The organism is Bdellovibrio sp. 22V (assembly GCF_030169785.1).
Taxonomy (GTDB): Bacteria; Bdellovibrionota; Bdellovibrionia; order Bdellovibrionales; family Bdellovibrionaceae; genus Bdellovibrio.
This window is the reverse complement of record NZ_CP125854.1, coordinates 455,877-477,737: the sequence shown is the minus strand read 5'-3', so window position 1 is coordinate 477,737 and position 21,861 is coordinate 455,877. Positions and strand designations below refer to the sequence as shown.

The window sequence follows — 21,861 nt, the reverse complement described above, 5'->3', positions numbered from 1 at the left end:
GCCACCTTTTTCATTTCGTTCACCGGGAGATTACTCCGCAGAATCTTCGTTTTCTTTGTTCTCAAGCTCAGCTTGGATTTCAACTTCTTCTGCTGTACCAGCAGCAACAAGTTTGCGAGCTTTCGTAGCTTTAACAACTGCAGGACCAGCCGCTTTTTTAGGAGCTTCTTTTCCGCCAGCTTTAGGAGCGCCACGACGCTTAGGAGCTTCTTCTTTGCCTTCAGCTTTCGCTTCTTTAGCAACGTCAGACTGTTTGTCAGTCATTGTGCGAAGTTTTTGTTCCCAAGTTTTAGCACCTTCTAGGTAAGCTTCAGCAACTAGGTTTGCGAACAATTTGATAGAACGGATCGCATCGTCGTTACCTGGGATCGCGAACTCAACAGACTCTGGATCAGAGTTTGTATCAGCGATAGCAACAACTGGGATGCCCAAGCGTTTAGCTTCAGCAACAGCGATGTGTTCTTTAGGAAGGTCTACTACGAACATAGCAGATGGCATTTCCTTCATTTCACGGATACCAGACAAGAACTCAGTCAAGCGAAGGTATTCTTTTTCAAGCTTCGCGCGCTCTTTCTTAGTCAAGTAGTTGAATTCGCCTTTTTCTTTCATTGTGTCGATTTTGCGAAGACGATCGATAGAAGATTTGATCGTTTCGAAATTCGTCATCATACCACCCAACCAACGCTTAGTTACGTAGTACTGACCGCATTTTTGAGCCGCTTCTTGGATTGGCTCGATAGCTTGCTTCTTAGTTCCAACGAAGATCAAACGACCGCCGTTAGCAGCGATTTCTTTTACGAAGTCAGCAGCTTTGTTTGCGCGTACAACAGTCTTTTGAAGGTCAATGATATGAATGCCTCCGCGAGCTGTGTAAACATAAGGTTTCATTTTTGGGTTCCAACGCTGAGTTTGATGTCCGAAGTGGACGCCAGCGTCTAACATTTCTTTCATGGTCACTTGTGCCATGGCAGTACTTCCTTTCTGGTTAATCGTCCTCTCAGGTAGAGCCAGCTTCTTTTTTTCGCCGGAAGACCCCCTATTTCAGTACTTGGGGGACCAGTTAATGCCTGGGAGTGCTTATTGTTGGAGTTTGGGGATATCACACGGTGCCATGGATCGCAAGCATCTTTGTCCGTCTGCTTTCGAGACGTCTAGATTAAATTTTCCAGCTCCCATTAAAGTTTGTTTAGACGCGGCGAACTAAAGCCGATACTCTAGTCGTAGTCCCAATTGTAGAACGTTGATGAGTAGGGAAATGAAACAAAACCAAGCTCGGAACCACCCTGAAGTGGAAAAAATTTTCCAGCAACAGGCGCACGAAATCTGCGTGCGTATGGATCGCGGTTTTGCTTTTCTCATGATAATTCAATGGGTTGCGTGTGTACTCTTGGGAATTTATATAACTCCCGGGACCTGGCTAGGGCAGTTTAGTGGCTCTTTGGAAAACGCTCTGGTTGGTGTCATCTTTGGCGGCCTTTTCGCCCTTCCTTCCTTATATTGTGCCTTGATTCTTCCTGGTCAAAAAATCACCCGTGTTGTGATCTCCGTCGCACAGATGTGCTTCTCGATCCTCCTTATATATTTAACAGGGGGGAGGATCGAAACGCATTTCCATGTCTTCGTTTCTTTGGCCGCCTTGGCCTTCTATAAAGACATCTCTATTTTACTTTTGGCTTCTCTGATCGTGATTATCGACCATGCTTTGCGCGGGATTCTTTTGCCGATGACCGTTTATGGTGAAGGTGTCGGGATGGAATGGCGTTGGGTGGAGCACGCCCTGTGGGTGGCTTTCGAAGATATTATTTTAATTCTGGGAATTGGACGGATCCGGGAAGAACTCAAAGACATGGCTTATTCCAAGTATGAGCTGATGTCAGCGCGCGAAGATGCTCTTCGTCTGTCATCGTTGAAATCCAGTTTCCTTAGTAACATGAGCCATGAGATTCGTACTCCGCTTAACAGTATCATCGGCTTTTCCGACATTCTTCGCGACACGAAACTCGATGAGGAACAGACGGAGTACGTAGGAACGATTCATCGTTGTTCGGATTCGTTGCTTCATCTGATTAATGATATTCTCGATATTTCAAAAATTGAAAACGGCCTTTTGCAAATTGACCGTCATCGTTTTGATTTCAAAGAGCTTCATTCAGACATTCACAAAATGTTTTCGGTGAAATGTCAGGAAAAAGGTTTGGAGTTGGAGCTGGAAATGGACGAAGAAATTCCTCGTCACGCCATGGGGGATTCGCACCGCTTGCGCCAAGTGCTCACGAATCTAGTCGGTAATGCCGTCAAGTTTACAGAAAAAGGCAAAGTGCGAATTGCTGTTCGTAAAGATATCAAAACGCAAACGTACCGGTGGCACGTCCAAGACACCGGTAAAGGCATTCACTACGACAACATCAAAAAGCTTTTCCGCAGCTTCTATCAAGAAGACGCTTCGGTTTCACGCAAGTACGGAGGCTCCGGTTTAGGTTTGATGATTTCAAAAAATCTTGTGGAGCTTATGGGCGGGCAGATTTCCGTGGACAGCAAAGTGGGAGAAGGAACGACGTTCTCCTTCTCCCTTCCTCTTGAAGAGGTTAATTAAAGACAGCTTCGCAGCGCATGCCGACGGCGCCTTTCGGTGCTGTCTTTTGCACAGTTTTCGTTTTTTCGTAACTCAATTCAGACGAATCTTTATTCACCGTCAAACGCGCGTTGATGCGTGTTTCGATTTTGTCGCGGCCTTTTTTAAACATATTCACGATGGCGCGTTTAATTTGATAAAGACTCAAAGGGAAGCCCGCTGTTTTGAATTCATTCTTTGAACTCTTCACGTAACCATAGTGAATCAGAGAGCTTTGCAAGTCAGGTCTGTTTTCCGCCGCCTTTACGACAGCATCGAAAACATCCAATGGCATCTTAATCGAACGCTTAAAGATTTTACCGTCAACCACAACGCCACCTGCTTTAAGAACTCTCAACGTCACATCCGCGCAGTTGCACGTTTTCGCCACATAATTAAGACGTCCCTCTTTCCAGTCGCGGTCGATGGTCGCAATTTCATTGAGCATGTTTTTGATAGCCTCGTTGGAAAGACCATCAAGGCGCACAGCCAAGGTGTCTTTGGCGTAGGCTTGACCTTGCATGCCTGTGAACTCTTCATTGCGATAATAAGTTTTTGTCGAGTAAAGGTATTCAGCTAAGCTGGATTTGTGAACGATGTGCGGTTCACTGCCACGCTCTGCCATGTGATTGATCGTGTAGACGTTTTCACCGACGCGAATGGCGATGTGGCCGAATGGATTCGATTCTTTTCCGTCGCCAAAGTAAGTGCCGGTTTTGGATTTTGGGTAACTTAGCAAAACTTCGACATCACCAGGGAAGTCGCGCGAAAGCTTTGCAAGAGCTTCTGTTGTGCCCTCGACCATGGCGCCTTCCTTAAGTCCCAGGTCAATGCGTACGGTCTCTTGTGCTTTATCGTTGAGTGTCCAGTTCGCGATGTAGTCTAGGTTGACAGAGTTACGGTATTCACGCTGATGCTCCATCATTTGTTTCATCAGTTCCGGATTTGCTAAGACGGACACGGCTTTTCCGCCAAGCTCCGCGGAAGAGTTCACGATTTCTGCCATCTTTGTTTTTTTGAAAAACTCTGCATTTTCTGCTTCGTGTCCGCCGTACTCATTGATCAACACAAGAGGCTTCATCAAAAGTGCACCCTCCGTCGGTGAAAGACCGCCTGACTTCGTGACGTAAAGATCCGCCACGGAAATAAGATCAATAAGTTGCTTGTTCGGAATAAAGCCAAGAGGTTTCAGCGTTACATGCGGCGGAAGTGTTGCCGCCAATTTTTCCAATTCGCTGCGCGCTTTTTCATTCTTTCCGCAAACTGCAACGATTTGAATGGGATCTTTAAACTGTTGTGCAAGTGATTTCACGGCCGTCGGATAGTCACGCAAACCTTCTGAGCCTCCTGACATCACGAATGTCACAGGTTCTGCTTTTAAACCAACGGCTTCAAGAACAGCGCCCCGTTGCACTTCGCCGGGCTCGGGGAGATTTCTGACAGGAATGCCTGTGACTTCCACTTTTTCAGCTTTAACACCGAACTCTTTCCACGAATTCGCCAATTCATTGTGGCCAACGAATGTTTTATCCAAACGCTGCGAGATGCGCGGGAAATAATGTTCAATATAGTCCGTGTGCACCCACGCCGTTTTAATGCCGGGAAGTTTGCCAGAAGACTTTAGATTTCCAAGATTGATAGCTGAGCCATAGTGAGTGGCGATCACTGTCTCCGCGCCGGATTTACGAATATAATCGAGCAACGCCGTTTCGTTGTATCCTGTTTTAATATCGCTGAGATCACGAACTTGCATACCTTTTTGCATCGAACTTAAATACGCATTCGAAAAAGTTTGCGGCATTTTTTTAAAGACAAACCAATACATCTTTTCATCAATAGTACGGCTCATTGAAGGCATGAAATCACGAATGTTTTTAAGCTCCACTTCCGCCTGCGGATTCTGGGCTTTGATTTTTTCTTCAATCGCCCGTGAAGCGCTCAGGTGCCCCATTCCAATAGAGGAATAGAGGATCAAAGTCTTCTGCGCAAACGCGAGAGACGCGAAAAACAAACTGATAAAAAATGAGACAGAAATTCTAAAAAGGACTCTCATGGGAGACCTCCTGACCCTCTTAATATCAAAAGTCAGGCCGAACTCTCCGGAACGCATAGAATCTAGTGGAACAGGGGATTCTCAGAGTGAAACGCTTTCGTCGTTAGATTCTTGTCAACGGTGTTTTAGGATTTCGCCAAGAATTGGCACTGAGAAATGGAGAAGAGGAGAGTTCCTCTTCTCCGAATGAAAATTAGAGAGCAGCTTCGTGCTGCGCCTCTTCTTGAGGAGCACTCACTTCTTGTTCTTGAACTTTAAACCCAAGAGACGCGACGATCATTTCTGCTTGCAAAAGAGCGCCGACAAGATTTTTTTGTTCATTTACTGTTGATGAAGCAATCCAAAGATTTTCCAACTCTGGCATTGTGAGATTTGCACTTAACTTGATATCACCGTTACCCGCAATAATCGGAGCAACGAAAATTCTTTCAAGCTTCAGATTATCCAGAGCTTCAGGGTAGGCGCGCTTGATCTGACGCTTGATTTTCTTTAGCGCCATTCCGACAACTTCGCTGTCTTCAGTCACTTCTTGTTCAATGAATGTCATCCATTGAGACGCCTGCATCGGCTGGCCATCGACTTCAACTGCTGGCAAGAAGCGGCCGGCGCAAGGGCCGATCTCGTCTTGAGTTGTTCCATTAAGAACGTGCATTGCCGTTGACTCCGTCACCATTTTCGAGTGACAGATGTCCAAGCACAACGCCGTCCAATAAGTATTTTTAGAAAGCTTCGTGCGAGCGCGGATAGAGATCGCGTCTTCCGGAAGCAAGACACCCAAGTCCTTCACAGTGCCGGCGAAAATAAAATTTTGCGCATGCAACGTTTTAGAACCGTTGATCGTGATGTGCGAAACCTTTTCGCCCTCTTGATGGAACTTCGTCACGTAAGAACGAGGCATGAAATCGCCTTTGAATTGTTCAAACAAAAGCTGAGTCCACTGATGCGGCTCCAAAGCTAAATCGATACGTTTGCTTGATGTGAAGTAAGAAAGCTCTTCATAGAAAGCAGGCGGCGTGTCGCCGAAGCCCAAAAACGTTTTGAAAGTTCCGGAATCGTAAGTAATCGGGGCTTCCTCGCTGACATCAGCGACGACTTTTGTATTCAAAAGATTTTCAAGAAAGCGCATGGCTTTTTCCGCAAGCACGGAGTCAGGTACAAAACGAAGACCGTTATTGATCGGGCCTGTTGGGAAATTTACTTTTTTGTTTGCACCAAATGCCACATCAGACGCTTCGATAAGCGCGATGTTGTCTGTCTCACGGCTCAAAGCTGCCGCGATGCTGAGACCGGTTAAACCACTTCCAATAATTGCGTAATCATAGATATGAGCCATGCAAATACATTCCCTCAAAACAGAGGGCCTTTGCAAGCGTCAAAGAGAGTAAAACTTAGCTAACGCATTTAATCAAAACACGGAGAAGTGCTCTGACTGCGGGTTTGAGCGCAGGTTGCTTATCGAGTAAGCAAGCAATACGAGGAGAAACACGATAATAAAGCGCGATGAATTTTCTTCCGGCCTTCGAGTTACGAAGTGTAAAATCGCGGAAAGCGCGCAAGCTCATCACTTCAGGCGCCATCGCATCTTCAAAAGCTGACGTTGCAATAAAGCAACGTGGTCGCTCTTTGTCCGACATCTTCAAAAACTGTTTTACGATCTGAGGATGTCTTGCGGTTTTTTGAAACGACTCGGCCTTGCGGATAATGTCTGGATAAATCGGCGTGAACTGAATGAATACGGCCAACTGTTTCGCTGCATGAGACATACGATCTGCATACTTGTCGTGAGTATCGTAAATGCGCAGAAGATCCCAGTAAACGGATGCAACAACAGTCAACTCCGTCGTACGCGCACTTTCTTTAAAGGCTTCCGGTTTAAGGCGTTCGCCTTTTTTGATATCAAAAACGATATCGAGAATTTTTAAATACTTTTCGTAAGAAACGGCGGCTTCGGAATAAAGTTTTTGGCTCATGCACAGGCGCGCTTTTTTAATCAGCATCACGCGACTTTTCCAAAGTTGCAGACGGTGTTGTTCTTTGGCGCGCTCTTGCGCCATCAAAATACCGCCGCTGCTGGAAGCGACTGTGCGACGAAGATCTGAAATACAACCCGCGCAAACTTGCGGAGGCAAATTCGCCTCACCCGCAGCCTGGAGTTTGGTAATCAATTCCGGGTCCACAGGGTGGAGTTCTGTTACTTGTATTCCGCAGCGGGGGCATTGAATCATCGCAATAAAGTTTCCTTAACAATCCATTCTAAGAAAGCCTGGAAATTAAAGCAAACTCATTGGGTCAATATCGATCAAAATTTTTATTCCGGAAGGAACCCACTCCTGATCGCCCAAAAGCTGTCTTGAGAACGGATTTGCCGCCGCGACCTGGGTTGACTTTATGAGGAGATGATAACGAAATTGCCCGCGCAACTTCGAAAGTGGCGCCTCGGCAGGCCCTAAAACTTCAATGGAGGCATATTGAGGAAATTGCGCCTTCAGTGCCTGCGCTCGTCTCGCTAAAAGTCGTGCGGTCTCTTCGACTTTCCCAAGATGCGGCCCCTGAATACGGAAACTCACCAAACGTCCAACAGGCGGGTAGTGCAGTTGTGAGCGAATATTTAATTCATGCTGAGCAAAGCCTTCAAAGTCGTGGCTCTTGGCGAACGTAATGCTGTCGTGTTCAACATTGAAAGTTTGGATAATCACAAGGCCCGGGCTTTCGCCTTCTTTCACATGGCGACCGCTGCGACCGCTCATTTGCGTGATCAACTGAAAGCTTCGTTCGGTGGCGCGGAAATCGGGAAGATTAAAACCCACGTCGGCAAGTACAAGGCCCACAAGTTTTAACTTTGGAAAGTCCAAACCCTTTGCAATCATTTGCGTGCCCACGAGAATATCTATCTCACCGTTTTCCATGTTGGCGATAAGCTCTTCAAGGTCCGCACGGCTTTGTACTTCATCGCGATCCGCGCGTGCGATTTTTTTATCGGGAAACAAGCGCGCCAAATCCGTTTCAAGAAGTTCGGTGCCAAGTCCGATCGCTTCGAGTTCTCCCTCTTTGCAGTCCGGACACTTGGATTTGAAGTTCTCGTGATAATCGCAATAGTGGCAGATCAGATGAGAATGCGCGTGCAAAGTTAAAGAAATATCACAGTTCGGACATTCACGCGTGTGACCACAGGCGGGACAAACCACCATTTGTGCGACTCCCCGGCGATTCAAAAACAAAGCGGCCTGATCGCCCCGGGCGAGCACCTCGTGCATGCGTTCGTAAAGCGCAGGGCTGAGCCAAAAGGGAAGATGCGAATATTTAGTGATGATCTTTTTTTGTTCGTCATCGTCGGACTTTTGTTTGCGCAGATCAATGACTTCAATTTCCGGAAGAGATCTATTCGCCACTCGTCGACGCAAAGTATGTAGATGGTATTTGCCCTCTTGCGCATTTTTCCAAGATTCCAAACTTGGCGTCGCGGATCCTAAAACGACAGGGCAGTTCATCATCTTTCCCATCATAACGGCCGCGTCACGCCCATTGTACTTTAATTTCTCGTCTTGTTTAAAGCTGGGCTCGTGCTCTTCGTCGACAATAATGAGACCCAAATCTTCAATCGGGCAAAACAAAGCCGAGCGAGCGCCAATCAAAATGGATTTTCGTCCTTCAACGATATCCCACCATTGATTGGTTCTTTCACGGTCTGTGAGTTGCGAATGAAGAGCGGCAATTTTATCACCGAATCGGCGCGCAAATCTTTGAATCAGCTGCGGCGTCAACGAAATTTCCGGAACAAGAACAAGGCCTCTTTTGCCTTCTTGCAGAACTTTATCAAGAAGGCGCAAATAGACTTCCGTCTTTCCAGAGCCGGTCACACCGAAAACCAGATGCGTGGAAAAGTGAGCGTGTTGAGAAATATCTTTGAAACACGTCTCTTGTTCCTCCGTCAAATGAAGGGCGCTGTCGCTTTCCAATTTTGGAATGACGGGGGGTCTTTTGGACTGGCGTTGCTTGTCGGTTTTCCGCAGTGGCGGAAAGGCCGATTGCACGACTTGCCCGATCGGATGAATATAGTACTGTGCCAGCCACTCCAGCCATTTTACAAATGGCTCTGGGAGCGCCTGATATTCTTCGTCGATGGAATCAATGCTCTTGATTTCGAAATCGGGAACTTTATCCGTGGGGCCTAGAACCAAGCCTTTAACTTTACGACGTCCAAGAGGGACATTGACAAGCTGACCGCGCTGAAGAGGACCGTTGAAACTGTATGTAAGAGCCTCAGGCAGAGGAGCGTCGACCGCCACTCTCCATAGGGAGTCTTGACTCATCTAAACCTCGAGTAAAACTCCGTGACCACGTCTTTCGCCGGCAAGGACTGAATTCCATCCCATTTCAAGTTACTATCAAGTGAAGAGGGTTGGAAAAGAGCGACCGCTGTCTGCGGCCGAGCCGAAGCGCTGATCAAACGAATCGTCACTGTGTTATTACCCCAACGAATCGTGCGTTGGCGAGGGTAGGAAAGGCCGCGTGCGAACTGATTGTAATTGTTCGCGCTCATCTCCACTTGGCTTGGCAGACGAAGTTTGCGCACGACGAACTGATCTTGTTCAATCCAGATTCCAGGGTAGTTTCCTTCAAGCTCCGTCGGTGTTGCAACACCTAAAGCATAGTTCACGACTCCACCTGTGCGTGAGTAGCGCACCCACGATTCAGGTTCGTGTTTAAAATCAGCTCCCGTTTTTGGCGTCGGTTTCTTTTGCAAGGCACCCACAGGCATCATTTTGTAGTGCACGAGGTTGTTCGCGAAGATATCAGTGCTGCGGAAGTTTAAAAACTTTTCCAGGAAATCTTCAGAAACTTTTTCGCCTTTGCGCTCGTTATTCACAAGACTGAATCTTTGATTGCCGTTGTAGAGATATTGCAGCTTGAACGTGTTCGCGAGATCTTTTCCGCCAGTCACCGTCAAACGCATTGTACGGTCGCTATCAATCAACCAAGTTTCTTTGACTGAAAGAGTTTCTTCGCCGTTGGAAAATTGCACTTCTTGTTCAATAGCGTAAATTCCAGATCCGGAGTTCTCGACCGTCTTTTGCAAAATCGTGCGTGTCGGCAAAATGTACGCAGAAGAAATCGAAGAAAGGAACAAAGCGAGGGCAGTGATAAAATATTTTTTCATAAGTACTCTCGTTATTTGAGGCGTTCTGCCAGATGAAGAATGTAGTTTTTCATTTCCGTGTTCAGCTCCGGATTGCGCAAGGCCAGTTCTATGTTGGCTTGCAAGTAACCGAACTTATCGCCGGCATCAAAGCGATGCGCCGTGAACGTCATCGCATTAAGACCTTTGTGGTGGCATAACTCTTTCATGCTGTCGGTCAGCTGAATTTCACCATGCAACGTTGGCTTTGCTGAATGCAGAATATCCATAATGCTGTTGTCGAAAACGTAGCGCCCCGGCAAAGCCCAGCGACTTTTTGTTTCCGTCGCTTTCGGTTTTTCCACAAGCGAGGTCACTTTAAAGTAACCTTTGCCGTTGTCTTCCACTTCCGCAATCCCGTACTTGGAAACATCTTTGTCATCGACTTTCATCACTGAAATCGTCGATGTGCCTGTTTCTTCAAAAGAGCTTACCAGTTGTGATGTGACGTTAGGTTCGCCTTGAAACCCCATTGTAATCTCGTCACCAAGAAGAACCGCGAAAGGATCTTTGCCGACAATAGGCAAGCCGCTAAGGACGGCATGTCCCAAACCTAGCGCATGTTTTTGGCGAATGCTGATGATGTTCGCTTTGTCACGAATTCGTGTGACACGCTCTAGAAGTTTTTCTTTGCCATCTTTGTGAAGTTTATCTTCGAGCTCATAAGACGTGTCGAAGAAATCCTCGATCGAATGCTTGCCGCGACCAGCGATCAGAATAATATCCTCGATTCCCGCCTGGACCGCTTCTTCCACCACATAAAGGATGATAGGGGCGTCTACGATTGTGAGCATCTCTTTAGGAACTGTCTTGGTCGCAGGTAAAAAACGTGTACCTAGACCAGCGGCAGGAATGATGGCTTTTTTAATTCGTCGCATGCTTTATAAATCTCAAACGTTTCATTCTAAGACAAGAATTAATCCCCCAGTGCGGACCAATTGTCGCACGTTGAGAAAGTTGTGGTTTTTTGTAAATCTGCCGAAATGTACATGGTAGTCTTGTGTTTAGGGGAGAATTCCATGAAAGTTCGTTTCAATAAGACGACTTGGCGGGCAACAAGTGGCATTATTGCCTCTTTTATCCTCGTTGTGTCGTTTCAAAACTGTGGTAAAGCCGGTTTTGATGCTGAACTGGACAGCGGTTTGGACGTCGGTCTGTCTGACGCGGAACTCACTGCTAAATACGGAACTTCAACCGCGGCGAAAGTTTCTAATATCCCCTTTGCCTTTGACGCGACTTTCGACACGATCACTTACAACTCTTGTGCTGAAACTCAATTGCGTAACAATCCTGCGTTCTTCTCTTTGAAAATGGGCGCTTATTCGAACGGCGGTCTTAAAGTCAAAAGTGAGTTTTTTGATTATGCTGATCAAAACTTCAAACCGATCTATCCAGAAACAACTTTGTCAGAGAACCAATATAAAGAACTTCTTGCCGACTCGCCTGTGAATGTCGGCGCGGTTCCTGCTGTGGCTGTGCGTGTGAAGAACAGTTTGCATGATGTATACACGATGAATAACAACGTTACTTTGTGGACGGACGTTATTCCCATGATCGGTACATTAACGGATTCACTGGTGATGGATTCGTTTGCTCGTAAAGGTACGACGGCGACTTATTTCCCATTCTCGCCAGAGCAAAAAGTGATGGAATCGACTTTGACTTTCAACTCCAGCGAAGAATTGGCGCAAGAATATCGCAATATCTTCGGAACTTCCGGAGTGTTGGCTTTAACTTTCATGGCGAACAATGCGGAAGTTTATAAAGTAAGGTCGCCAAGCAGTGCAAGCCCAGTCAAAACGGCTTATGGCAAAAGTTATAGCCTCGTATTTACACCAAATCCGCAAATAGGCGGGCAAGCAGTGACTAACCCAGCCAATGTTCTTGCTTCCGTGACCGAAAATGATTTGGCGAATCCAAGTGTTGGCGCAAAAAACTGGAACTGTAGCCGTATTTATAAAGTGGTTCGCTCTCAAGATGCTGCGACAATGTGTCCGACAATGGCCTATGCGACATTGCAAGGTAATGCCGGCTACAGAAATGAATTGGATATCGTCCGCCGTCATTTACCGGCGCACCAGTACGATGTGAATGTTCAATACCGTTGTGTTGTGCCTAAAACGGGTGTCTCTTGCTATAAAGAAGAGACCGTGAACGGCGCACCCGTTGTGGAGTATGATCTTAGTAAAGAGTGTTTCCGCACAAACGGAAGCTACGCCAGCGGAGTTCCTAACAGCAAATGTATGCATCACGTGACAATCTGTACACGTGATTAATTAGCAGCGACTCTTTCTTCGAGCAGTCGTTCCATCTGAATCGGATAAGGTTTAATGAATTTTACAGGGTCGACCATTCGACCCTTTTTCTTTACTGCGAAATGCAAGTGCGCTCGTGTGCAATATCCTGTGCAACCCACCTCGCCGATCTTTTCTCCTGCTGCGACTTTCAAGCCCTGGCGGATACGCTTATCGATCCGGTGAAGATGGTTGTAGGCGGTTTCAATGCCATTCGAGTGCAGAAGAACAATGTAATTGCCTGCGGCACGATTATGACCGTAGCGGACGACCGTACCCTTGCGAGGAGCAAAAACGGGATCTCCTATAGGCAGCTCGAAATCAATGCCCAAGTGCGGTTGCAAACGCCCTGTGATCGGATGCAAACGATTTGGTTTAAAACGGCTCGCGACTTTGATGTATTCGACAGGAGCATAAAACGGTCGATCTTCCAAAAGATCCTGAGCATTGAAAAACACGCCTCCGTCTTTATAGCGGATAAATTTTTTCTGAACCGGAGAGCCATTAACATCTAAAGAAGTATGCAGAACTTCACCGTATTTTACAAACTGACCGGCTTCGTACTTCTTCTCGACCGTAAACCAGAACTTTGCACCGCGAGCCACATCGCGCGGACTTGCCATATCGAAAACGTAAGCGTCCATAAAACGAGTTGCGACCCAGTTGCTATTGATTTTCGCAAGAATACTTCCCAGCAACGAACCAAAAACGCGGCCTTCGATACGCGCTAACGTCACTTTGTACTTAGGATCATAGGAGGAAGCTTGAACGGAATTCCCTTTTTTAAGAATGCGGAAAGCATCTGAAGTTTGCGAGTCAAACATACGCAGTTCCACTTCGCCTGGTGCACGACGAACTAAATAGCGCGTATCCAAAGTCAAAAACAGGTTACGCAACCCGCGATGGGAAGCTAAAACAGTTTCGCGCTGTCTTTCTGTAAAGCCTTGTTGTCTTAGAATTGAGAGGAGATTGTCGCCAACACGAACAGGTTTTGCAGTAAAAGTGTTGGCTCCGGCGTAAGCGGATTGGTAGGATGTGAATGCCAAAAGAAATGCACTCACGATACTTGCGAGGTGAAAAGTCATGCCCCATCCTTTGAGCTTAGTTAAACTTCCTGTTTTCCTGTTTGTTTATCTTATCGTGAACGCAGCCTCGGCCCAAGTTTATAATTCCTCAATCTCTGCAGCGACGGGCGGAACTGGACGTGCGGCGGTGGAAGCGGGAGACGCGGCATTCTTGAATCCTGGAACTTTGGTGCACTTAAAAGGCCGAAACTTTTTTTCGTCGTTCGCGAAAGATGAATTGGCAATCAACATCAGTGACAGCTCTCCAGAAAGTTTTCTTCCCTCTGCATTAAGCTTTGTGAAGAAAAAATCGGATTATGCAGCGGGTGGTGATTTGCAAACTCAGGATTTCACATTGTCGCTTGCAGAGTTTGTCGTTGATAAACTTTCTTTGGGAGTTACAGGCCACTATCTAACGCAAGAAATTCCCAATGCAACTTATCACCAAATCAACGCGGATTTCGGTTTGATCTATACTCCCAAATCAAACATCGGTTGGGCCTTGGTGGCTTACAATGTGTTCGGCGAAAAGGATGATGTGCCTAAGGAGCTTCGCCAGAAGACCGTTTTTGCCGGGGGCTTTAATTACATCTATCACGCCATGGTGCGCTTTCGCGTGGACGTTGATTCTGAGTCTGTTTATATGGGGGGGGTGGAAACCTACATCAATCAGTTTATTATAACCCGCCTCGGATACCAGAAAGATGCGGATGATGACCGAGAACTTATTACCGCCGGCGCTGGATTTAAGGGCCCTCGTTTCGCTTTAAATTACGCTTACCAGGGAAATACGCAAAACTCGGAGGATTACCGTCATTCGGTTGACTTGGAGATTCCGTTTTGATAATTAACTCGTTCCGTTAAAAACCCAGGGGAGAAAAATGGCTTCTAAAACAAAACGCACTGAATATATTCGTGAAAAGAAAAAGTCCACTAGCGGTAAGAAGCGTAAAGCTGCTGTTCGCACTAAAGGGACAACTAAATCTGCAAAAGTTCTTTTCAAAGACTAATTGTTCTTTGATTTCAGATACTTAAAAGCTTTGGGTGACGACTCAAAGCTTTTTTTTTACTTTGAGCTCATGCCTAAACCCCTTTCGGGGTTTTATTGTCTGCTGGAAATACGCAGGCGGCCGCCATCTTCTTGAATTCCGCCCTTAAGGTCCCAACGGAATGGAAGTTCGACCCATCCCTCTTGGCCAGGATAGAAACGCCATTTTTTAAGGGCTGCTAAGGTCTTAGCGTCTAGATTTCTGAACCCTGTGGATTTGGTCATTTTGAATTTTGTTAGATAGCCATCTTTCGTTACGTAAGCGACGAAACCGATTTCACCTTGGTCACCACGGCGACGCTCTTCACGGTCGTAGTGAGGGCGAGGGTTGCCTGGCATTTGACGAAGCTGATCAAGGCTACGAACTCCCGAAGGAGAACCCGCGACTTGCGTTCCAGGTCCTTGGGAACCGTTGTTGCCAGCGCCGTTGCCTTGTTTTGTGCCGTAACCGTTGCCATTACCGCCAAGGCCTGCTTTTTTCGCGGCCTCTTCACGAGCGGCGGCTTGTCGTGCAGCCGCTAAAGCGGCAGCTCTTTCCGCAGCCAAAGCGGAGGCAATCGCATTGGCGTTTTTCTTTCGCAAAGAATCCTGAGCAGAAGCTAAACGGTTCGCTTCTTCTTTATTAGCCTCGTCCAAAGACGCCAAGTTTTCATCTTGTTCAGCAGCGAGGGCCGCTGCCATAGCATCCATCGAGCGTCTTTCATTTTCTACTTTGGCTTTTTGTGATTGATCAATGTGCTCGAAGTCTTCATTAAAGTCTTCGCTGAGATGAGACTGAACGGTTGTATTCGCCAATTCGCCTTCATCTAATTCGGGAGCTTCGATATCGTCAATCGTCATTGGCACAGCTTTAAAAGTCGTTTTCGGCGCGATACTGCGGGCTGCGGGTTTTGCAGAACTTGCCACTTTGTCAGAAATTTTTGCGGCTTTGGCCGTCGCTTTGGATTTCGCAGGGGATGCCTTCGTAGCCATCGCTGCTTTCGCCGCAGCTTTTGGTTTAGCGACGACAATATCGTCAGGGCTTCCGGCCTCTTCCATTTTTTCTACGATAGGTGTTTCAAGTTTTGCGGGAGTTCCACCTTGTGTAGGAGGCACTCGCACTCCGCGAGCCATTTTCTTTGGTGGAGCAACGTCTTCAATTTCAATCGTGATTGTTTCTGTTTTAGCTTGCTCAACAAGTGGCACCGTCATAACAGCAATTGCGAGGAGCGCCGCTGCGTGGACTGCCGCAGACATCGTCATAAAGCGTGAAGTTTTACTTTGCTCGGGTTCACGGTGAGCCATTAAAAAAGCGTTGAAATCAATCGCTGAAGATCCTTCGTCGGACACTTCTTTTCTTGCAGGAGTTTGCACAAAGTCAGCCTTCGCCATTTGAAAATCAAAAAGGCTAAGCTGATTATCGCCGTTATTGGATTTGTCGTTATCGAAGCTGAAACCCATAAAAACTCCTGTGCTATCAGGAGTTGCATTATCAATTCCCGGGCCACCCGGGCAGGGCTTCAGTTTCAGTTGGAAGAGGGGAGGCTTGTATTAAATACAAGCCTGTACGCGCGCTTGTCAGCCTACTCTGGAAGAAGACCGTCTGGCACCTGACCATGCGCAATTGCCGACGCGATTTTCAAATGATCGGGATGCCCGACAATGTTGACCGCCTCAGACAGTGAAATAGGATCAGGATTTGGAATTTTCATTTTCTTCAACTCAAGAATGCGACGATGTCCCTCTTCAAGTTCCGCAACACTCAAAGTTCCTTGCGCGGTAGCTTCAAGAACAGCTTCAAAGGCTTGCGGCGGAACTTCCGGGTCATTGCAGTAAAGAAGAAGATCGACGCCGGCTTTCAAGGCGCGAACGGGAACTTCATCAATGCCGTAGTGTTTTGTCATCGCTTTCATTCCTAAATCGTCCGTGATGATAAGCCCTTTATAGCGGCATTCATCGCGAATAATACCGCGAACGAATTTCTCTGACAAAGTTACCGGCCAGTCGGGATCAATTTTTGGGAATTTAATGTGTGAGGTCATCACCATATCCACGCGCGCCTTGAATGTTTTCTTAAAAGGAATCATCTCGCAAGATTCCAAACGCTCAAGATCCACGTTCTCAACAGGAAGATCTTCATGACTGTCGATGACCGTGTTGCCGTGACCCGGGAAATGTTTTGCGCAAGTAAGAACTTCGGCTTTGATGTAACCACGAACCAAGGCAGAAGCATGTTTTGCAACCATTTCAGGATCCGAGCTGACAGAGCGATCGCCAATCACAGTATTTGCAGGATTCGTAAAAACATCCACGCAAGGAGCAAAATCTAAATTAATACCGACGGCCTTAAGCTCTTGGCCCATTTTATTCGCGAAGTGAAAAGACACCGTAGGAGCATCAAGATCGCCCAGTTTTCTTAGAGGCGGCCAGACTGTGAAAGGAGCTTTGAGGCGATGAACGCGGCCTCCTTCCATGTCAATACCAATGAAAAGCGGGGCTTTGTCAGCTTGTTTGTGACGAAGTGACTGCAACTCAGAACACAGCTCATGAACTTGTTTTGGATCAGCGACATTGCGACCAAATAAGCAAACACCACCGATGTTGTTATCTACGATGAATTTTTTTTCGTCAGCAGTCAGGGCGTGTCCTGAAAGTCCGATAATGAAATGCTGACCGATTGTTTTCGTCATGCTCATACTAGTTTCCTTTACTATCTGCTTTCTCTGGTTGAGCTTTGATAATAATTCCCTGGCCTTGAGGCACACCCATTTGTTTTGAAGGTGGGGGGGCGTTTGCTTCACGTTCTTTCAGCTTTTGCGCGCGAGCCATAACGTTGTCTTGTCCTGCAGGCACTGAGCCGAAAAGAGTTTTTAAAAGTGTCGCGCTATAGGATTGACCGCTTGTTGCTTCGGAAGGATTTGCGACAAGCTCTGTCGTAATTCCTTGCCCCATGGCATTTGTTCCAAGCACTTCGCCACGTTCGTTAACGTAACTCAAAAATTTGATGTCTTTGAAAGTGTTTAGAATTTTAAACACCTTGAAGCCGTTGAACATCTCTTCTTTGCCAACAAGAGCTTGGCCCTTATAGATGTTAGCATCTTCTTCCGCAATGGCCTGATACTCATAGTTGGTTTCAGATCTTAGGCCTTCTTTACTTTTCAACATCAGATAAACAAGGAAAGTTGAAAGGAAAGTCCCTTTGGGAATTTTCTTTTCGATTCTTTGTACCTTTTTGCCTTTTTTCATAATGCCGCTCAGAGCTCCGCCTTTAAATTTGGCGTCGATAAGCGTGCTCTCTTTGTTTGCTAAAAGAGTGTACTCATAAGAGATCGGGGCGAGTTCCGAATCCGCGATAGCTTTGAGGCTTTCCGTGACTTCGCCGGCGCCTTTTCCCACTTTTGAGAAATAGGTCGATACGAAATGCTTCTTTTTGCTGTCGAACTCGTAGCGGGAGATAACGTAACCAATATGCTCTTCGCCAGAAAGAATTTTTGAATAGCCCTCAAAAAGGATTTCTGCGCGGGCCGCCTGAGCACTCAGGAAAGAAACGCATATAAAGAGAAAAAGTGATCGGACCATCGTCGAGTTGCCTCCGAAGAACTATGGCAAAAGTCTGTCATCTCACTATAGAACAAGTCAAAGTTTTCGAGGTCGAGTTATTGCCTCTCGTCGCAAGCTAAGAGAGAATGTTTAAACACAATGTTGAACCGACGAAGTACTTTTATTCAGAATCTCTACAATCGCAAAGGCCAAGTGGCTCTTTTCATTGCGTTGATCTTTCAGATTCTATTTCTATTTTTTGCGATGGTGATCAATGTCGGTTTGCTCGTTCACCATAAAATCAATCTGCAAAACTCCGTGGATCTTGCGGCCTATTACGGCGCCATGAAGCAAGCTGAAAACATGAACGCGATCGCGCACATCAACTATCAGATTCGTCAAAGTTGGAAGTTGCTCGCGTGGCGCTATCGTATGCTGGGAAGCGCGGGGGAATGGGAATTTCATCCGTACAATAAGACGAGCCGGCAAATAAATCCCGCAAAAACGGGTGATATCATAGATTCATCGAATATTCTGGGAAAGAACTTCCAAGAGGCTCCCGCATTCTGCATTACTTACATTCCGTTTAAGCCAATGCCTCCGGGAGAAAATACCTGTAAGTACATGGCGACGATGAGCCCCATTAGAATGTGGGTGTCGCCTCCGCATATCGCGGGTCACCAGGCTTTCTCGGGATCAATTAGAAATGCCAGTGAAGTTTTAAGAGCGAATGCCTTGGCTCGTTGTCGATATTTCGGATCCTACAACTACGTGATGCTCGGAAAATTTATTGTGGCATTTAACGTTGATCAGGGCGACAGAATGGCCGCGATCTCGGCATTATCTCGAGCGACAAGTTTTAAAGAAGACGACTTTTACGATCTTGATGGTCAAAGCGTTAAAGCCGGAATTGAAAAAACACTTCTTAATAATTTAACGTCTGCGAACCGTGCGACTGCGAATATGAGTGTGTTTAACTCATTAGGTGCTGACGGATGTAATGCTATGGGGGCGGCGGAAGGCCAACCTGCAAAGTGGCTGACGCCTATCCGAATTTATCCCGGTTTCCGTTATGTTGATACGGATTGTAGTAAAGATATTTCGACGACTCCTAAAGAACTGACGGGCAATCCTCAATCATTCCCAATTCACAAAGATTCCGTGCCCGACTTATCCGCGAACATCGATACGCTCGCGCAGTTCATCGGTTATCGCTCCAATCTTAACGACAACTACAACTTTTCTGTTGGTGTTGAAAAGAACCCATGGTGCATGGCCTACACAGGTGTTTCTGCAACTGCAGAGCCGAAGATTCCATTCTCTCCTTTCGGAACTGTGAAACTCAAGGCTCGCGCGTTTTATAAACCGTTCGGTGGTCGCATGGGCCCGTGGTATTACAAGATGTGGAGACGTGGTTCAGCCATGTCGGAAGGAAGCGCCAACGACAAAACCGATCCGTTGTTGCCTCCGCGTGTGACGGATGTTTCTGCTTTGGGCAATATTGGCTCCGATCCAGCGAATGACTCAATTCGCGCGTCGAACTACAGTCGCTTTGTCGGTGACCCGTTCGGTCTTAAAACTTACAAGATGCTCGCTTACTATGGTCAGGCTATTTACAACTTGGATCCAGGATGGCGAAGCGGTTCTGTGACACCAGATAATGGAAATGGTCAGAGTGTTTATGACGGCGGCGATGCTCCCAATTTCGATCACTGGGAAGACATTCCATTCAACTTTGTAAAGTCTCAGGGTTCTGGCGACATTTTGGCGTGGGATTCAAAAACGAATCGTCCGTCAGCAATGCGCATCTTGGAAACGGCTGCTATTCTGCCAGACCAATTCGATATAACTTATTACTCTATTGAGCCTGACTTTTATCACCTTTACTACAAGCGAATTCGCGACGGATATTTTCAAGGCCCTGGAAAAGGATTTAATAAATCTTTTAGACCGGATATTGGTTACCACCGTGGTTACAAGCAAGGCAGTTATAATTTCGAAGAATTCAGCATTAAGAATCAATATGAAACCGTGAAGGATCCGGGTGATGTTGTGAATACAAACGGCCTCATCAAAGATCAATTTACGTTTACCACGATGGATTGGAAGCACATGCTGACAAGCTGGGCGCCCAAAACTTTGAATGACTATTCTCTGGATACAAACAAACTAGGGAAGTGCCAAATTCCTGCAACGGGTTCTGACAAAAACAATCCTCAACCAGCAACATCCGGAAACTGTGTTGTCGGCGGTACCACGGGTTATTCTGTCAAAATGGTTTCTTCTGATTACCTGAGATCTTCCGAGCTCACTCTAGGTGGTGAGGCCGGAGGATCGGGCCCTCTTCTTAATCCACCTCCCGCTGACGACGAATTCTAATAGATTCGCGCGAATCGTTTCATTCTGAGACACCAAGAAAATATTTAAGAATGACTGACCTTTGTCCGAAAAGTGAGACATAGGGGAATCTTATGAAAACTATGAGTCTATTCAAAGCCATCGCGGTTTGTGCCGCACTCATTTCATTCACGTCCCTTTCTTTTGCAAATCCCGCAGATGGTACGTCTAAGTCTGCTGACGCCAGCGCAGGCGATAGTTCTCCTGCAACAGGCGCGGACCCTGCTGTTGGCAGTGCTGGTCCCGGTGGTGCAGGCGGTGGAGGCGGAGCCGCTGGTGGCGGTGACCCTTGTGCAAATACTGAAGAAGGTGAGCCTGGCACTCCTCCAATGACGGCAGCAACCGGAACAGTTAAGCCAGAAGAACAAAATAAGGATCTGTCTGGCAAAGGAAATAAAGAGGCCTGTGAGGGTATTAAGAAAGACATGGATGATCTCAAGACTGTCATCAGCTCTTACCGAGGTAACGGTCTCGTGAACGATCATTTCGAAAAGATCAATGCGGCCTATGAACAGTATACGGGTTGGAGAAAAAGCTGCCTATCCAATCACTCTCGCGCTGCTACAGCTTGTTTAGAAAGTTGGAGTCCCGACCTTGCTGGCACGGCATCTAATATTAACATTCTTCTTTCTACACTCGGCGGAATGGCCGTCAAAGATACGTGTAACAATTTTTCTAAAGCGATGGATCTTGCGAAGGCAGGTCTTACTGCTTATACGTCAGCTTGCGGACTTATGAAGGCGGGCTGTGGATTTTCTTGCGTAAAATCCCGCAGCGGTCTCGAGGATATGGAAAAGTATGCAACGATGGCTTCCAAATCCGCACAATGTGCTCCAACTAACGCAACAGATGGCGGAGCTGCATGTAACACTAATAAGCAAGCATATCTCTCTCGGTTGCAGGCTATGCTTCAATACACGAAGCAAGAACAGAACAAAGCCGACAAACGCTCTATCTCAGGTAAAACAAGTTTGTGTACAGGTAAGTACGCGCAGCTTGCAGCGTCGGCAGCGACGGGAATCATGGGTCTCATAAATTCGGCGAAACAAGGTGAAAAGTGTGAAGAGGAATCTAACGGTACTGGTGGGACTGACCCTACGGTTGCCGCTGGAGAAAAATGTGCGGACCCTGCAAATGCGCAATTGCCAGAGTGTATTTGTAAAGCAAATCCTCGTACGCCAGGTTGTTCTAACAGTTATCAAAAACCAGGCGAAAGCTCTTTAGCTCAAGTGGGTACGGGTGTGACTGACAAAGCCAACGTCAATCCAACGCGTGGCCCTTCAGATATTGATACATCTTCAGGAAATGGTTTGGGAGATATGGGCCGCAATGAAAGCAGCGCTGGCGATGGTGGCTTGCCAGGAGCTCCAACAGGTGGCGGTGCAGGTCTCAGCGGCAGTGGTGGCGGTGGCTCAGGTGGAGTCGCAGGTAAAGATGAAGCTTCGACGAAAAAAGGTTTGAACACAGACATTCTTTCCGGCGCTGGTGGTGGTGGCGGAGGTGGATTTGGTTCCTTTGGTGGTGGTGGTTCAAATTATCGCGCTTACTTGCCAGGCGGAGCGAAAGATCCAAGCAAAGGAGTTGCGGGGCAACAGCAAGCTTGGAAAAACGAAGTCACGGGCCAGGGTGGAAAATCCAATTGGGACAAGGTGAAAGAGCGTTACCGTGATAACCGCAACACGCTTCTTAATAACTAGGG

At 46.9% G+C, this 21,861-nt stretch carries 17 protein-coding genes; 6 read left to right on the top strand and 11 right to left on the bottom strand.

All coding sequences use genetic code 11. The annotated features are described in order from the left end of the window. Positions 1–30: 30 nt before the first annotated feature. A complete protein-coding gene (gene rpsB, locus QJS83_RS02370) occupies positions 31–966 on the bottom strand; it encodes a 30S ribosomal protein S2 (RefSeq protein ID WP_284607393.1) in 936 nt (311 codons plus the stop codon). Positions 967–1,255: 289 nt separating this feature from the next. Between rpsB and QJS83_RS02365 the strand changes: the two genes are divergently transcribed. Beyond that, on the top strand, positions 1,256–2,593 hold the full coding sequence (locus QJS83_RS02365) for an ATP-binding protein (RefSeq protein ID WP_284607391.1): 1,338 nt from the start codon (positions 1,256–1,258) through the stop codon (positions 2,591–2,593). Here QJS83_RS02365 and QJS83_RS02360 read toward each other — a convergent pair. The 6 genes from QJS83_RS02360 to QJS83_RS02335 form a co-directional block, all read right to left on the bottom strand. After that, entirely contained in the window at positions 2,586–4,664 is a 2,079-nt protein-coding gene (locus QJS83_RS02360) for an MGDG synthase family glycosyltransferase (RefSeq protein ID WP_284607390.1), read from the bottom strand. The genes QJS83_RS02365 and QJS83_RS02360 overlap by 8 nt on opposite strands. Before the next feature lie 193 nt (positions 4,665–4,857). Further along, a complete protein-coding gene (locus tag QJS83_RS02355; protein WP_284607389.1) occupies positions 4,858–5,997 on the bottom strand; it encodes an FAD-dependent oxidoreductase in 1,140 nt (379 codons plus the stop codon). 55 nt (positions 5,998–6,052) lie between these two features. Continuing rightward, positions 6,053–6,889: a CFI-box-CTERM domain-containing protein gene (locus QJS83_RS02350; RefSeq protein WP_284607387.1), complete on the bottom strand. Its 837-nt coding sequence runs from the start codon at positions 6,887–6,889 to the stop codon at positions 6,053–6,055. A 45-nt stretch (positions 6,890–6,934) separates the two neighbouring features. Beyond that, positions 6,935–8,974 (bottom strand): replication restart helicase PriA, encoded by a 2,040-nt coding sequence (priA, locus tag QJS83_RS02345; RefSeq protein WP_284607386.1) that lies wholly within the window; start codon positions 8,972–8,974, stop codon positions 6,935–6,937. Next, positions 8,971–9,822, bottom strand: coding sequence for a hypothetical protein (locus tag QJS83_RS02340; RefSeq protein WP_284607384.1), 852 nt, complete (start codon positions 9,820–9,822; stop codon positions 8,971–8,973). The genes priA and QJS83_RS02340 overlap by 4 nt, the downstream gene beginning before the upstream one ends. 11 nt (positions 9,823–9,833) lie before the next feature. After that, the gene (locus QJS83_RS02335; RefSeq protein WP_284607382.1) at positions 9,834–10,718 is read right to left on the bottom strand and encodes a UTP--glucose-1-phosphate uridylyltransferase; all 885 of its coding nucleotides are present in this window, start codon (positions 10,716–10,718) and stop codon (positions 9,834–9,836) included. 141 nt (positions 10,719–10,859) lie between these two features. Here QJS83_RS02335 and QJS83_RS02330 point away from each other — a divergent pair, with 141 nt between their 5' ends. Continuing rightward, positions 10,860–12,116, top strand: coding sequence for a hypothetical protein (locus QJS83_RS02330; RefSeq protein ID WP_284607380.1), 1,257 nt, complete (start codon positions 10,860–10,862; stop codon positions 12,114–12,116). Here QJS83_RS02330 and QJS83_RS02325 read toward each other — a convergent pair. Continuing rightward, on the bottom strand, positions 12,113–13,219 hold the full coding sequence (locus QJS83_RS02325) for a M23 family metallopeptidase (protein WP_284607379.1): 1,107 nt from the start codon (positions 13,217–13,219) through the stop codon (positions 12,113–12,115). The two genes, QJS83_RS02330 and QJS83_RS02325, sit on opposite strands and share 4 nt — an antisense overlap. Here QJS83_RS02325 and QJS83_RS02320 point away from each other — a divergent pair. Next, positions 13,218–14,042 (top strand): PorV/PorQ family protein, encoded by an 825-nt coding sequence (locus QJS83_RS02320; protein ID WP_284607378.1) that lies wholly within the window; start codon positions 13,218–13,220, stop codon positions 14,040–14,042. The two genes, QJS83_RS02325 and QJS83_RS02320, sit on opposite strands and share 2 nt — an antisense overlap. Before the next feature lie 37 nt (positions 14,043–14,079). Then, positions 14,080–14,208, top strand: a complete 129-nt coding sequence (locus QJS83_RS02315; protein WP_284607376.1) for a hypothetical protein — start codon at positions 14,080–14,082, stop codon at positions 14,206–14,208. 92 nt (positions 14,209–14,300) lie between these two features. Here QJS83_RS02315 and QJS83_RS02310 read toward each other — a convergent pair whose 3' ends face one another. The 3 genes from QJS83_RS02310 to QJS83_RS02300 all read right to left on the bottom strand — a co-directional run bounded on the left by QJS83_RS02310 (position 14,301) and on the right by QJS83_RS02300 (position 17,804). Continuing rightward, complete coding sequence (locus tag QJS83_RS02310; protein WP_284607375.1) at positions 14,301–15,686, bottom strand: energy transducer TonB; 1,386 nt, start codon at positions 15,684–15,686, stop codon at positions 14,301–14,303. A gap of 122 nt (positions 15,687–15,808) precedes the next feature. Then, positions 15,809–16,921, bottom strand: coding sequence for a beta-N-acetylhexosaminidase (gene nagZ, locus QJS83_RS02305; RefSeq protein ID WP_284607374.1), 1,113 nt, complete (start codon positions 16,919–16,921; stop codon positions 15,809–15,811). A gap of 1 nt (position 16,922) precedes the next feature. Further along, positions 16,923–17,804 (bottom strand): hypothetical protein, encoded by an 882-nt coding sequence (locus QJS83_RS02300; protein ID WP_284607373.1) that lies wholly within the window; start codon positions 17,802–17,804, stop codon positions 16,923–16,925. Between the two features lie 120 nt (positions 17,805–17,924). Between QJS83_RS02300 and QJS83_RS02295 the strand changes: the two genes are divergently transcribed. Next, on the top strand, positions 17,925–20,144 hold the full coding sequence (locus tag QJS83_RS02295) for a Tad domain-containing protein (RefSeq protein WP_284607372.1): 2,220 nt from the start codon (positions 17,925–17,927) through the stop codon (positions 20,142–20,144). A gap of 92 nt (positions 20,145–20,236) precedes the next feature. Beyond that, positions 20,237–21,859 (top strand): hypothetical protein, encoded by a 1,623-nt coding sequence (locus tag QJS83_RS02290; RefSeq protein ID WP_284607371.1) that lies wholly within the window; start codon positions 20,237–20,239, stop codon positions 21,857–21,859. The last annotated feature ends 2 nt before the right edge of the window (positions 21,860–21,861 follow it).